The sequence below is a fragment of the Promicromonospora noduliphila genome, assembly GCF_056951025.1.
The window spans coordinates 1,832,832-1,845,917 of the sequence record NZ_CM167806.1 but is presented as its reverse complement, the minus strand read 5'-3'; the positions used below and the strand labels follow the sequence as shown (position 1 = coordinate 1,845,917).

11 protein-coding genes, 1 other RNA gene and 1 pseudogene are annotated in these 13,086 nt (G+C 72.9%); 8 read left to right on the top strand and 5 right to left on the bottom strand.

What is annotated here, in order from left to right:
- Window positions 1-104: 104 nt before the first annotated feature.
- The 3 genes from AC0QU1_RS08005 to AC0QU1_RS07995 are packed head-to-tail and all read left to right on the top strand — an operon-like array spanning window position 105 to window position 2,031.
- Window positions 105-770 carry a hypothetical protein gene (locus tag AC0QU1_RS08005; RefSeq protein WP_483575759.1) on the top strand — a complete coding sequence of 222 codons (666 nt, stop codon included), beginning with the start codon at window positions 105-107 and terminating at the stop codon, window positions 768-770.
- Window positions 739-1,449, top strand: a complete 711-nt coding sequence (locus AC0QU1_RS08000) for a site-specific integrase (protein ID WP_483575757.1) — start codon at window positions 739-741, stop codon at window positions 1,447-1,449. The genes AC0QU1_RS08005 and AC0QU1_RS08000 overlap by 32 nt, the downstream gene beginning before the upstream one ends.
- Window positions 1,450-1,458: 9 nt before the next feature.
- Window positions 1,459-2,031, top strand: coding sequence for a tyrosine-type recombinase/integrase (locus AC0QU1_RS07995; protein ID WP_483575755.1), 573 nt, complete (start codon window positions 1,459-1,461; stop codon window positions 2,029-2,031).
- A gap of 24 nt (window positions 2,032-2,055) precedes the next feature.
- Here the strand turns inward: AC0QU1_RS07995 and rnpB are convergent.
- An RNA gene (gene rnpB, locus AC0QU1_RS07990) (RNase P RNA component class A) lies at window positions 2,056-2,454 on the bottom strand.
- A 167-nt stretch (window positions 2,455-2,621) separates the two neighbouring features.
- Here rnpB and AC0QU1_RS07985 point away from each other — a divergent pair.
- Both AC0QU1_RS07985 and AC0QU1_RS07980 read left to right on the top strand, forming a co-directional pair.
- Window positions 2,622-3,449, top strand: a complete 828-nt coding sequence (locus AC0QU1_RS07985) for a YaaA family protein (RefSeq protein ID WP_483575753.1) — start codon at window positions 2,622-2,624, stop codon at window positions 3,447-3,449.
- 82 nt (window positions 3,450-3,531) lie between these two features.
- Window positions 3,532-4,998, top strand: a complete 1,467-nt coding sequence (locus AC0QU1_RS07980) for an MFS transporter (protein ID WP_483575751.1) — start codon at window positions 3,532-3,534, stop codon at window positions 4,996-4,998.
- A gap of 303 nt (window positions 4,999-5,301) precedes the next feature.
- Here AC0QU1_RS07980 and AC0QU1_RS07975 read toward each other — a convergent pair whose 3' ends face one another.
- The 3 genes from AC0QU1_RS07975 to AC0QU1_RS07965 form a co-directional block, all read right to left on the bottom strand.
- Window positions 5,302-6,054, bottom strand: coding sequence for a histidine phosphatase family protein (locus tag AC0QU1_RS07975; protein WP_483575749.1), 753 nt, complete (start codon window positions 6,052-6,054; stop codon window positions 5,302-5,304).
- On the bottom strand, window positions 6,051-6,812 hold the full coding sequence (locus AC0QU1_RS07970) for a zinc ribbon domain-containing protein (RefSeq protein WP_483575748.1): 762 nt from the start codon (window positions 6,810-6,812) through the stop codon (window positions 6,051-6,053). The genes AC0QU1_RS07975 and AC0QU1_RS07970 overlap by 4 nt, the downstream gene beginning before the upstream one ends.
- A gap of 118 nt (window positions 6,813-6,930) precedes the next feature.
- Window positions 6,931-7,875: a Nif3-like dinuclear metal center hexameric protein gene (locus AC0QU1_RS07965; protein WP_483575746.1), complete on the bottom strand. Its 945-nt coding sequence runs from the start codon at window positions 7,873-7,875 to the stop codon at window positions 6,931-6,933.
- 144 nt (window positions 7,876-8,019) lie between these two features.
- Here AC0QU1_RS07965 and AC0QU1_RS07960 point away from each other — a divergent pair, with 144 nt between their 5' ends.
- The 3 genes and pseudogenes from AC0QU1_RS07960 to mtnN all read left to right on the top strand — a co-directional run bounded on the left by AC0QU1_RS07960 (window position 8,020) and on the right by mtnN (window position 11,174).
- Window positions 8,020-9,747, top strand: a complete 1,728-nt coding sequence (locus AC0QU1_RS07960; RefSeq protein ID WP_483575744.1) for a SulP family inorganic anion transporter — start codon at window positions 8,020-8,022, stop codon at window positions 9,745-9,747.
- A 57-nt stretch (window positions 9,748-9,804) separates the two neighbouring features.
- Window positions 9,805-10,254 (top strand): annotated as a pseudogene (locus AC0QU1_RS07955) (S-ribosylhomocysteine lyase); the annotation flags it as partial.
- Window positions 10,255-10,424: 170 nt separating this feature from the next.
- Window positions 10,425-11,174, top strand: a complete 750-nt coding sequence (gene mtnN / locus AC0QU1_RS07950; RefSeq protein ID WP_483575742.1) for a 5'-methylthioadenosine/S-adenosylhomocysteine nucleosidase — start codon at window positions 10,425-10,427, stop codon at window positions 11,172-11,174.
- Between the two features lie 10 nt (window positions 11,175-11,184).
- Here mtnN and AC0QU1_RS07945 read toward each other — a convergent pair whose 3' ends face one another.
- Entirely contained in the window at window positions 11,185-13,062 is a 1,878-nt protein-coding gene (locus tag AC0QU1_RS07945; RefSeq protein ID WP_483575740.1) for a bifunctional 3'-5' exonuclease/DNA polymerase, read from the bottom strand.
- Window positions 13,063-13,086 lie beyond the last annotated feature (24 nt).

The following is a 13,086-nucleotide window of genomic DNA, read 5'->3' as shown; positions in this document are numbered from 1 at the left end:
TCAGACTCCACGACGACCACACTCCCTAGTCATATCGAACTGTGAATTCCAGTGAAACATACTTTCTAGTTGCTGTAAACAAGAATTGCTAGTACGGTTGGTGGGTGGCAGCAGACGAGCGAGACGTACACGTTGGACAGAACCTCACCAAGCATCGAGGCCTCCGCAGCCAGAAGGCTCTTGCCGACTGGATGCGCAAGCGCGGCTGGAAGTGGTCCCAGGCCACTGTCTGGTCCATCGAGAAGGGAGACCGCCCGCTCAAGTTCCTTGAGGCGATCGACCTGGCCGAAGCCCTTGAAATCCGCATCGAAGACCTCTTGCAGGAACCCGAGCTGGCGACCGCCACCCGCGACGTCGCCGCCCGCACCCGCCAGACCCTCGCCCTGGCCAAACGCGCCACCGACGCACTCATCGAGTTCGAACGCGAACGCCGTGACCTCGACGACGCGATCGATGTCGGCATCCGGCTCCCGGGCTGGGACCGGCTGGCCGACCACAACCAGATCGGCAACGCCCTGACCTACACCACCGAGGTCATTGCCGACATGGCCCGATCACAAGTCGAGCGGGAGCGCGATTCGCTGCTCGCCCGCAAGAGCAATCCCGAGCGCGTCAAGCAGACCATCTTCGAACGCGAGCACGTCTGGTTCATCCCCGACCAGTGGCGTGACAGACGTGGCCTCCCGCTGCGCGAAGACCCCCAAGAGCCCCCGGATACCCCACAGGAAGGAAAGACCGATGGCGTCCATCAAGAAGAGACCGAACGGTAAGTGGCGCGCCCGCTACCGCGACGCGGACAAGCACGAACACTCACGCCACTTCGACCGCAGGACTGACGCTCAGGATTGGCTGGACGAGGTGACGACGAGCATCGTGACTGGGCAGTACGTCCATCCCAAGGCCGGCGACATCACGTTCCGCGACTACGCGGAGACGTGGCGCGAGATCGCCAGTCACAGGAAGTCGACCGCCGACCTGGTGCGGCGACACTTCACCAATCACGTGTATCCCGCGATCGGTGACAAGCGACTCAAGAACATCACGCCGTCCGACATCAGGGCTCTCGACAAGGCGCTTGGCGACAAACTGGCGCCCTCGACGGTCGTCGTCATCCACAGGTACGTCTCGGCCGTGCTCGCGTCCGCCGTACGTGACCGCAAGATCGCAACGAGCCCCACGGTCACGGCTACGGCACCCAAGCCCGGCAAGAAGAAGGTCGTGCCCCTCTCGACGGAGGTCGTGCTCAGCCTCCGGGACGTGATCCCGGACCGCTACCGCGCCCTTGTGGTGACGGCTGCGGGCACTGGACTTCGGCAGGGTGAGGTCTTCGGGCTCACTCTGGACCGGGTCAATCTCATGCGGAGGACAGTCACGGTCGATCGGCAGCTCGTCTCCGTCAACGGCGCTCGCCCGGAGTTCGGCGAACTCAAGACCGAGGCGTCGGAGTGAGAGATCCCGTTGCCGCAGACCGTGGTCGATGCCCTCACTGTCCACCTGAGCACGTACTCGACCGGGGCTGACGGGCTCATCTTCACGAACTCGGAGGGTGGTGCACTCCGCCGCTCTGCGTTCAACGATTTCTGGACGGCGGCCCGGCGAACCGTGCTCGCGGCATTCGCGTGGTTGGACGCCTCGCCAGAGGACCGGGTTCGATCGGTCGCGAGAACACTCGGGGTGTCGGCCGCCAAGGCGGGTGTTCTCGTCGCTCAGGCGCGAGCGGCGGGCCTCGTCCCGCCTGACGATGCGAGCCCGACGCTGATCAAGTCAGCACGAGCAGCGCTCGGCGACCTTCCGCGCGGTGCCGTGGTGTTCCACGACCTGAGGCACTACTACGCGAGCCTGCTGATCCGGCGCGGGGCGTCGGTGAAGGTGGTGCAGGCGCGTCTGGGACACAAGTCCGCAGCCGAGACGCTGGACACCTACTCGCACCTGTGGCCGGACGACGACGACCGGACCCGCGACGCTGTGGACAGTGTTCTCGGTGCAGTTCCTGCGGACTCTCTGCGGACTGCACCCCCTGCGGCAGCCTGAATGCCCTGGTCAGGGCTATAAAAGCGGACGAGCCGGTCTGTACGCCGGGTTCTGTTCCCGCGCCCGGTTACCCTGGCACGGGCGACGGTCATCCATCTAGGCCCTGCGTTGCCGCAGGGCTCGAGCGGTCTACCCGACTGCGCCTCTCCGAAGAGAGTCGGGCGGGCAGCCCTCCAACACAGTCTGTCTGACCTTGCTCCAGGTGGGGTTTACCAAGCCGCTGTCGTCACCGACCGCGCTGGTGGTCTCTTACACCGCCGTTTCACCCTTACCCCCGGCCTCGCGGCCGTGGGCGGTCTGTTTTCTGTGGCACTGTCCCGCGGGTCACCCCGGGTGGCCGTTAGCCACCACCTTGCCCTGTGGAGCCCGGACGTTCCTCGGCGGGCACCCGAAGGTCCCCGACGCGACCGTCCGACCGACTCGTCCGCAGACCGAGTTTACCCGAGCGGACTGTCCGACGACGTCGCCGTCGAGCGCGGGAGTGGTAGCGGTAGGGCGGGCGATACCGCTACCACTCCCGCGTTCGAGGCCTCGGGCCGAGGCCACCGGAAGTTGCCAGCGCCTCGGGCCCGGCAACTTAGGCTGTACGGGTGCTCCTGCTCCTTCCGCCCTCCGAGGGCAAGACGCCCGCGCCCGCCGGCGCAGCTCCCCTCGACCTGAACGCCCTGGCCCACCCGGAGCTCACCGCCCGGCGCGAGCGGGTCCTGTCCGAGCTCGCGCAGGTCAGCGCCCAGCCCGGCGCGACGGCGGCCCTCGGAGTGAGCGACGGCCTCGCCGACGAGGTGGCACGCAACACGGAGCTGCGCACAGCCCCGGCCGCCCGCGCGGCGGAGGTCTACACCGGCGTCCTGTACTCGGCGGCCGGCCTCTCCACGTTGTCCGACGGCGCCGCGCGGCGCGCCCAGGCGAGCGTCCTCACCTTCTCGGGCCTGTGGGGTGTCGTCGCTCCCGGCGACCGCATCCCCGCCTACCGGCTCGGCATGGGCGTCGGGCTCCCCGACGTCGGCCGGCTCGCCACGTTCTGGAAGCTCGCTCTGGCCGAGGTGCTCGACGCGCGGGCCGCGCGCGACGTCGTCGTCGACTGCCGGTCCGCGACCTATGTCGCGGCCTGGCGGCCGCGGACGACCGGTGCGGGGGCCGCCGAGTGGGTCGAGGTACGCGTGCTGCGCGAGACCGACGGGAAGCGGAGCGTGGTGTCGCACAACGCCAAGCACACGCGGGGCGTGCTCGCCGGGCACCTGCTGCGCCGCGAGCCCGAGGCCCGGAACAGTGAGGACGTGCTGAAAGCCGCACACGAGCTGGTGGGCTCCGTGCTGCTCACCGAGATCGGCTCGGGCCGGGACCAGACCCTGATCGAGGCGAACCTGCTGGACGGCACGCCGCGCGGCCCGCGGACGCTGGAGCTGGTCCTGGCCTGAGCGCCCCCGGTCGGGCGGGCTTGTGTAACGGCTGGGCCGCGCCTCTGGCGCCAAGGCCCGCCGACCGGTTTGATGACCCCTCATGAGGATCAGCAGCCTGACGGGCGCCCGCATCGCAGTGGCCGCGGCGTTCTTCGCGCAAGGCTTCGTCTTCATCAGCCTGACCACCCGCCTGCCGCGGTTCCTGGACCGGTGGGGCCTCGACGAGGTGGCCCTCTCGCTGCTGCTGCTCATGATGGTGCTGCTCGCGGGCGTCGGCTCCCTCGCCGCCGAGCGCGCCGTGCGGCGGGTCGGCAGCGCGCCGCTGCTCCGGCTGGGGCTCGCCCTGATGGTCGTCGCCGTACCGGCGCTCACGCTGGCGCCAGCGGTCGGCGTCTTCGTGGGCGGGGTCGCCGTCTACGGCATCGCGCTGGGCCTGGTCGACGCCACCACCAACATGCAGGCCGTCGACCTCGAGCACCGGTACGGCCGCCCCATCCTGCCGTCGTCCCACGGCTACTGGACCACCGGCGGCATCAGCGCCGCAGCGATCGCGCTGGCCACGGGGCACCTCTCTCCCACGGTCGGCACCTATGTGGTCGTAGTCCCGATGGTGATCGCGTTCGCGCCGTTCCTGCCGCGCGTCGCGCCCGAGGCGCACGGTGCGGCGACGCCTGGGCTCGACGTGCGGCGCGACCGGCTCGGCTTCCCTGGCCCGACGGCGGCCGTAGGCGTGCCGTCGGTGCCGCCGGGCATCACGCCATCGGGCATCACGCCATCGGACACCGCGCCATCGAGCCCCGCGTCCTCAGGTCCGCCTGATGCCGGCCCCATCCCGTGGCGACCTATCTGGCTCGTCGGGATCGGGCTGGTCGTGTTCTACATGGTCGACACCACCGCGTCGGCCTGGGGACCGGTCTACCTGGCCCGCGCGTTCGACGCCCCCGGCAACCTGGTCGCGCTCGCGACCTTCCCCTACCTCGTGACCTCGATCGTGGTGCGCCTGGCGGGCGGGTACCTCGTCACCCGGTTCGGCGTGACGCCGCTGCTCCGGATCGGGGCGGTCCTGGCCTGCGCGGCGCTGGCGCTGGTCGCGTTCGCGCCGTCCTGGCAGGTCGCGGTCGCGGGATTCACGATCCTCGGTGCGGCCGTCGCGCTGGTCGCACCGCTCAGCTTCTCGGCGGCCGGGCGCATCGCCGCAGGCCCCGTGGACGGTTCGACCGCCACCATTGGTTCGACCGGCACGATCGGTTCGGCAGGCACGATCGGTTCGGCAAGCCCCATCGGTTCGGCAGACCCCATCGGTTCGACCGACTCAATCAGTCCGACGTCCGAACCGTCAGCCGAGCCGGACCGCGCCCGAACCGACGCGGTGATCGCGCGCTTCAACCAGTTCAACTACGTGGGCGCGCTGCTCGGCTCGGTGCTCACGGGATTCGTCGGGGCGGACAACCTGCGGCTCGGGTTCGTGCTGCCCGCCGTCCTGGTGCTGGCTCTGGTGCCGCTCGCGCCGGCGTTCGCCCGGGGCACGTTGCGGCGCGCGCAGGGCCGCCCGGCAACCAACCCGTAGCGGGCAACGCAGGCGCCGGGGAAGACAGTTGCTCCTCAGGCTGTGTTGCTGACAGTGAACAGTGTCCACGCAGAGCAACACCCTCCCGCGGGGCGCTTTCCCGGCCGGCAGCAGCCCCCGTCGGGCGACCGACAGCTCCGTCGGGCGACCGACAGCTCCGCCGAGCGACCCGTAGTTCCGTCGAGCGACCAACAGGCCCGTCGAGCGACCCGTAGCTCGGTCGACCGGCGGCCCGGGCGCGCACCTTCAGCCGTACAGTTCCAGCCGTACAAGCATGCAGCTTCAGCCGTACAGGCGTACAGCTCAGCCGTCCGTCGGGACGCCGACGGCTGTCACCTCCGTCGTCCCGTCCTCCCAGAGGCGCAGCACAGACAGCGAGGCGGGCGGAATGCGCAGCCGGGCCCAGTACGAGGCGGGCGCCCCCAGCGCCTGCCCGACGGCGGTCCGGATCTGCGCCGCGTGCCCCGCCACCACCACCGTGCGGTCCACGCCGCCGGCCAGCAGGTCGGCGAGGCCGTCCCAGACGCGGGCGCCGAGCTGCGCATAGGACTCGCCGCCGGGCGGCACGAACGTGCCCGTCGAGTGCCACTGCATGAGCTCGCCCGGCCAGCCCTCTTCGATCTCCAGGGCCGTGAGCCCCTCCCACTCGCCGAACCGGCACTCGGCGAACCGGTCGTCGGTGGTGACGTGCAGCCCGAGCCGCCGTCCGACGGCGGCCGCCGTCTCCTGTGTGCGCACGGTCGGGGAGGCGACCAGCGCCGTCGGCCGGGGCAGGTCCGGCCAGAGGCCGCCGCCGCGCATGCCGCCGGAGGAGGCGGCCCCGTCGCGCGACGCGCGGCCGATGCGGAACACGGCGTCGGCGGCCTGGGCCGCCTGGAGCCGGCCGCGGGCGTTCAGCGACGGGCCGGGAACGTCCGACCCGGAGTACCCGCCGGCCTCCGTCATGGGCGTCACGCCGTGCCGCACGAGCACGACGGTGAGCGGGAGCGCGCCGTCGAACCGGGTGATCGCGGCCGGTGGCCGCAGGTGGGTGTCGAGTCCGGGCGCCTCGCTCATCCGGCGGCAGCCCCGGTCGTCGCGCCGGACGCGACGCGGACCAGGATGCGGCCGCACTCCTCGCAGCGCACGACGGCCTCGGGCGCTGCGCTCTTGATCGCCGCGACATCACCCGGCGGGAGGTCGATGCGGCAGCCCTCGCAGCGGTTGCCGTTCAGCACGGCGGCGCCCGTGCCGCCGAGCTGCGCCCGGATCTTCTCGTACAGGGCGACCAGCCCCGCATCGAGCCCCTCGACCGCCGCGACGCGCTCGCCCGCGAGCGCCTGGGCCTGTGAGTCGAGGTCGGCCCATGCGGCGTCCCGCTCGGCCTCTGCCTCGGTCTTCTCCGCGACGAGCTCGTCGTTGGCTGCCTCGACCTTGGCCAGCGAGTCCTCGTGCGCCTCGAGCCGTTCCATGACGTCGAGCTCGATCTCCTCCAGCGCGGCCTGGCGGGTGGCGAGGGAGCCGAGCTCATCGGTGAGCGCCACGGCGTCCTTGGCACTCACGGCGCCCGAGTCCAGCCGCTCCTGGTCGCGCGCGGCGCGGTTGCGGACCTGCTCGACGTCGGCCTCCGCCTTGGTGAGCTCGCGCCGCAGGTCGGCCACCCGGGTCCGCGACTCGATGAGCGAGGCCCGCAGGTCGCCGATCCGGCCGTCGAGCTCGCTCAGCCTCGTCAGCACGGGCAGGCTCCTGCGCTGGTGGGCGAGCTGCTGGGCGCGGGTGTCGAGTGCCTGGACCTCCAGGAGCCTGCGCTGGTCTTCGGGTGGTGCGGTAGCCACGGGAGGCGTCCTCTCGGTCGAGTTCTGGGGGTGGTCCAACGCTACCCCGGGCCACCGACGTCGAGCGCCCCCGGAGGGCCGGGCTGTGGACGACGGCGGGCCGGTTCACCCGGACCGGTCAGCGGGACGGCACCTGGCCGGTCCACGGGTCGGTCACGAGCTCGCTGACCCGGGTCTCCACGGTGAGGCCGGCCGCCGCGAGCGCCGTCGTGAGATCTTCGGCGGCGTAGCGCAGCCAGGGCCACTCGCTCGCGAAGTGGGCGGTGTCCACGAGGAACGGGGTGCCCGCCGGGCCGCGGCCGCCGGCGGCGCGGGCCTCGAACTCGGCGCGTTCCCGCAGCTCGGAGGCCGGATGGTGGCGCAGGTCCGAGGTGACGTAGACGTCGGCGGCGGCCGCGCGGACGGCGTCGAAGTAGCCGTCTCCCGACCCGCCGAGGACGGCGGCCGTGGCCACGGGGGCGTCCGGGTCGCCGGAGAACCGGATGCCCTGGGCCGTCGCGGGCAGTACCGCGGCGACCCGGCGGGCGAAGTCGGCGAGCGTGGTGGGCTCGGCGAGGCGGCCGACCCGGCCGATGCCCCGTCGGCCGCCGGTCCCGCCGCCGTGCGTCTCACCCGGGGGCGTCGTCCCGCCGTCAGGCGTCGTCTCGTCGTCGGCGCCGCCGTTCACCGCGAGCGGCCGCCGGTCGGTGATGCCGACCAGGTCGGCGAGCGCGTCCGCCACGCCGCGCGGCGCGGCGTCCGCGTTGGTGTGCGCCACGTGCAGGGCGCAGCCGCCGGTCAGCAGCCGGTGCACCACCGAACCCTTGAAGGTGGTGGCGGCCACGGAGCTCACGCCGCGCAGGAACAGCGGGTGGTGGGTGACGAGCAGGTCGGCGCCCCACTCCAGCGCCTGGTCGACCACGGCGGCCACGGGGTCCACCGCGAACAGCACCTTGCGCACGGGCGTCGCCGGGTCCCCCGCCACTAGTCCGACGGCGTCCCACCCCTCGGCCGTCGCCGGCGGGTAGAGGCCGTCGAGTGCGCCGACGACCTGGGCGAGTGTCGGGGTGTCGCTGCTGCTCACACCCCGCAGCGTAGTACCGCGTGCCGGTTGGGGCGGGCTTGTCCGGTTACCTGGGGCGGGCCGGTCCGGGCCTTGCTAACGTCCTGAAATCGTGGACACCGAGCCGCTTCACGACATCCTTGCCCACCTCGTCGAGACCCCCGCATGAACGGCAGGGCATCCCTGCTGACCGCCCTCCGGGAACGCATCGACATCCGCGACCTCGTACCGTCGCACACCGACTACGACCTGCGCCCCCGCACCCTGCGCGCCGACCTCCTGGCGGGCATCACCGTCGGCGTCGTCGCCCTGCCGCTCGCGCTCGCGTTCGGCGTCAGCTCCGGCGTCGGACCGGCGGCCGGGCTCGTGACGGCGGTCGTGGCCGGCGTCGTCGCCGCCGTGTTCGGCGGGTCGAACGTGCAGATCAGCGGGCCCACCGGCGCCATGGCGGTGGTGCTGGCGCCGATCGTGGCCCACCACGGCCTCGGCTCGGTAGCCCTGGTCACCCTGCTCGGCGGCCTCATCGTGCTGGCCTGCGGCCTGCTCCGGCTGGGCCGCGTCGTCACCTACATCCCGTGGCCCGTCGTCGAGGGCTTCACGCTCGGCATCGCGGCGATCATCTTCCTGCAGCAAGTCCCGGCCGCCGTCGGCATCGACGCGGAGACCGGGCACAACACACTGCTCACCGCCGTGCGTTCGGTCGGGGAGGCGCTCGCGCCGTCCGGCGGCGGCCTGTCCGACGGCGGAGCGCCCACCTGGGCCTGGACGCTGGCCGTCGTGGCCGTCGTCGCGGCCGTGATGCTCGTGCTGCCGCGGGTGGCGAGCGCGCTGCCCGCATCGCTCGTGGCCGTCGCGCTGGTGACCCTGCTCGCGGAGGTCCTGGGCGCGCCCGTGCCGCGCATCGGTGAGCTGCCCAGCTCGCTCCCGGTCCCCGTGCTGCCCGAGATCACGCCGGACGCCGTGGGCGAGCTCGTCGGGGCGGCCCTGGCCATCGCGGCGCTGGCCGCCATCGAGTCGCTGCTCTCGGCGCGTGTCGCGGCCTCGATGCCGACGGAGCGCCAGGGCGGCACCGGGCCGTACCACCCCGACCGGGAGCTGGTGGGTCAGGGGCTCGCCTCGCTCGCGAGCGGCGTGTTCGGCGGGATCCCGGCCACGGGCGCGATCGCGCGGACGGCGGTCAACGTGCGCTCGGGGGCCCGCACCCGGCTGTCCGCCGTCGTGCACGCGCTGGTGATCCTCGCCGTGATCTACCTGGCCACGGGGCCGGTGGGGCGCATACCGCTCGCCGCGCTGGCGGGCGTGCTCATGGTGACCTCGTTCCGCATGATCGGCGCGGGAACCATCCGCTCGGTGCTCACCTCCACCCGGCCGGACGCGCTCACGTTCGTGGTGACCGCGGTGATCACCGTGGCGTTCGACCTGATCGACGCCGTGCAGATCGGCCTGCTGATCGCCGCGTTCTTCGCGCTGCGGGCCATCGCCGGGGCGACGTCGGTGCACCGCGAGCCGCTGCCCGGCGTCGCGCACGAGGGCGACGAGCGGATCGCGCTGTTCCGGCTGGACGGCGCGATGTTCTTCGGGGCGTCCGACCGGGTGCTGAGCGAGGTCACCGCGCACACCCGCGGGCACGAGCCGGTCGAGGTGGTGATCCTGTGGCTCTCCCACCTGCGGCACGTGGACGCCACCGGGGCGCGGGCCCTCGCGGACCTCGTGCTGGAACTCGAGCAGCGCGGCGTCGCGGTGCTCGTCAAGGGCATCCGGCCCGAGCACCGCAAGCTCCTGGAGGCCGTCGGCCTCACCCGGGTGCTGCGGCACGAGAGCCACCTGTTCACCGAGCTGCCCGCCGCCGTCGAACATGCCCGGTCGCATGTCCTGCAGCCCTCGACGGCATAGGCTTTTGCCGTGACCGAGCCAGCATCCAGCACGCCAGCCCCCAGCACGCCGCCCCGGATGAACGTCGAGTCGTTCAACCTGGACCACCGGGCGGTGGCGGCGCCGTACGTGCGGCTCGCGGACCGCAAGCAGCTCCCGGCCGGCGACGTGATCGTCAAGTACGACGTGCGGTTCACGCAGCCCAACACCGCGCACCTGGAGATGCCGACCGTGCACTCCCTGGAGCACCTGTTCGCCGAGCACTCGCGCAACCACTCCGACGCCGTCCTCGACTTCTCGCCGATGGGCTGCCAGACCGGCTTCTACCTGATGCTGCAGGGCGATCCCGCCTACGAGGACGTCCTCGGCCTGGTCGAGGCGACGATGCGCGACATCGTCAAGGCCACCGAGGTGCCCGCCGCCAACGAGGTGCAGTGCGGCTGGGGCGCCAACCACTCGCTGAGCGGCGCGCAGGAGGCGGCGTCGGTGTTCCTCTCGGCGCGCGGCGTGTGGTCGACCGTGTTCGCCGAGGGAGCCCCCGGCGAGGCGTCGGCCGACGATCTGGCGGCTCGGGACGCGGCCGCGCGTGCGGCGGCGGCTCGCGATGCGGGGGCCCCTGGTGCGGCGGCTGGTGGCGCGGCAGCCGGCGACGCCGGAGCCGGCGGCGCAGCGGCCGGCACGGACACCGGCGTCGACCGGTGAGCGCCCCGACGCCCGTCGCCGTCGTGCTCGTCGCGATGGACGACGAGGCCGCGCCGTTCCTCGCCCTCGCCTCGGAGGTGGGCGAACCCGAACGCATCGGCCACGCCGAGCACCGGCGGATCACCCTGTCCGGCCGCCCCGTCGTGCTGGTCCGCAGCGGCATCGGCTTCGTCAACACGACGGCCGCGGGTACCAGCGCGATCCTGCGGTACGGCGCGGGCGTGCCGCTGATCAGCGCGGGCAGCGCCGGCGGGCTCGCCAAGGACATCGCCGTCGGCGACATCGTGCTGGGCGCCCGCTACGTGAACGCCGACGCCGACGCGCGCGCCTTCGGGTATGCACTCGGTCAGGTCCCCGGCATGCCGGAGGCGTACGACGCCGAGCCCGGGCTGGTCGACGTCGTCCGGCGTGCGGCTGCTACTGCCTGGGCCCCTGCCGTCGGGGCCGACGTCGGCGCTCCGGTCGCCCCGGTCCTGCGCGAGGGCACCATCGGGTCCGGCGAGAAGTTCGTGACCGCCGACCTGGCGATGCGGCTCCGCGCCGACTTCCCCGACATGCTCGCCGTCGACATGGAGTCGGCGGCGCTGGCGCAGCTCTGCCACAGCTTCGGCGTCGGCTTCGTATCGGTGCGCGCCGTCTCCGACCTGTGTGCGCCCGACGGCACCGAGTTCCTGACGCACGTCGACGACGCCGCGCAGCGCTCGGCCCGGCTGGTGGCCGCGGCGGTCGGCCTGCTGGCTGCCTGACGGCGGCCGGTCAGCCCTTGGCGTCGGCATAGCTCTCCGTCACGGCGACGCTGAGCGGGAAGTCCACCGGGAAGTCGCCGAACAGCAGCCTGCCCGCCTCGACGGCGGCGGCCCGCACCTCCTGCGCGACAGCGTCCCCGAGCGCCGCCGGTGCGTGCACCACCACCTCGTCGTGCAGGAAGAACACCAGGTGCGGGCGGGTGCTGAACGGCGCGGGCGCGAGTCCGGCGTCGTCCTCGTGGCACTCCCCCAGCGCCCAGAGCCGACGGCGGATGGACGCGATCCAGCACAGCGCCCACTCGGCGGCGGTGCCCTGGACCACGAAGTTCCGCGTGAACCGGCCCCAGGAGCGGGTCTGGCTGCGGGCGCGGGACTGGGCGTCGGCCCCGGCGTCCTCGTCGAACGCGGAACCCTGCACCGCCGCCCACGACTCGCCCGGCAGCGGTGAGCTGCGCCCCAGCCGGGTGGTGACCACCTCGCCACGCTCCCCGGCCCGCGCCGCGCGCTCGACGAGATCGATGGCCTGCGGGAACGCGCGGGCGAGCCGCGGTAGCACCTGCGCGCTGACGCCGGTGGTGCCCCCGTACATCGCGCCGAGCATGCCGACCTTCGCGTGCTCGCGGGAGTCGACGGCGCCCGTCGCGACGATCCCTGCGTACATGTCGGTGCTCGCACCGTCCGTGCCGCGGCCCGCCGCGGCCATGCGCTCGTCCTGGGCCAGGGCGGCCAGCACGCGCGGTTCGAGCTGAGCGGCGTCGGCGACGACGAAGGTCCAGCCCGGGTCGGCGACGACCGCCCGGCGGACGCTGTGCGGAAGCTGCAGCGCCCCGCCGCCCGTGCTCGCCCAGCGGCCCGTGACCACACCGCCCACCACGTACTCCATGCGGAACCGGCCGTCGGGCGCCCAGGTGTCGAGCCAGTTCCAGCCGTTCGCGGTGTAGAGGCGGTAAAGCCCCTTGTACTCCAGGAGCGGGGCGATCACCGGGTGGTCGAGCTTCTCCAGCTCCCACTTGCGCAAGCTGCGGGCGCCCACGCCCGCGTACTCCATGGCGCGCAGCAGGTCCGGATGGGAGTCGGGGTTGAGTGTGGGCGGGGCGTCGAGCGCGTCCCGGATCTGGTTGGCCAGCGCCTCCAGCTTCGCCGGGCGCGCCCCCGGCCGGGGCCGCGGGCCGAGCGCCTCCGTGAGCACCTCGTCGTGCAGGTCGCCCCGCCAGGGCAGGCCGGCGTGGTGCATCTCGGCGGCGGCGAGCGCTCCTGCCGACTCGGCCGCGAGCAGGAGGCGCAGGCGGCCGGGATCGCTGCTGTCCTTGAGCGCGCGGAGCTGGGCGGTCAGCTCCGCGGTGGGGTCAAGAGGCTCGTCGCCGTTGTTCGCCGTGGTTGCGCCGCCCGGTCGAGGGCTTGGTCCGTCGGGCTCGAAGCGACCTTCCTCGGCCGGTTCGGGACGGCGCCCTCCGGCCGATCCGGGGCGACCTGCCGGTGCCGTGATCTCGCCGAGCTCGAAGAGCGGCTCGGCACCGGGATGGCGGTCGGGGCGAGCCAGCGCGGCCGCCGTCGGGCCGCCCGGTGGCGGGACCGGGGAGAGCCGGTCCCAGGCCGAGGGGCCCGCCTGGGCGAGCGCGGTCTGTGCGGCCAGTACCGAGGTGCGCAGGACGGCGTGCGCCAGCCGGAGGTCGTGCGCGCGGTCGACCCTGACCCCCTCGGCGAGGACGGCCGGGTACCAGTTGTTGGTGTCGTCCCAGGTCCAGCGGACGTGGGACGTCTCGGCGGCGGCGACCTCCCGACCCAGGCGGGACTCGTCGACGATCCGTGGCTCGCCCGCGGGCGCACCCGACTCGGGCACCGACCGTAGGCCGATGCCCGAGCCCTCCCGCGAGACCACCGTGTGCATGAGGCTCAGTCTGCCGTGAGCCTC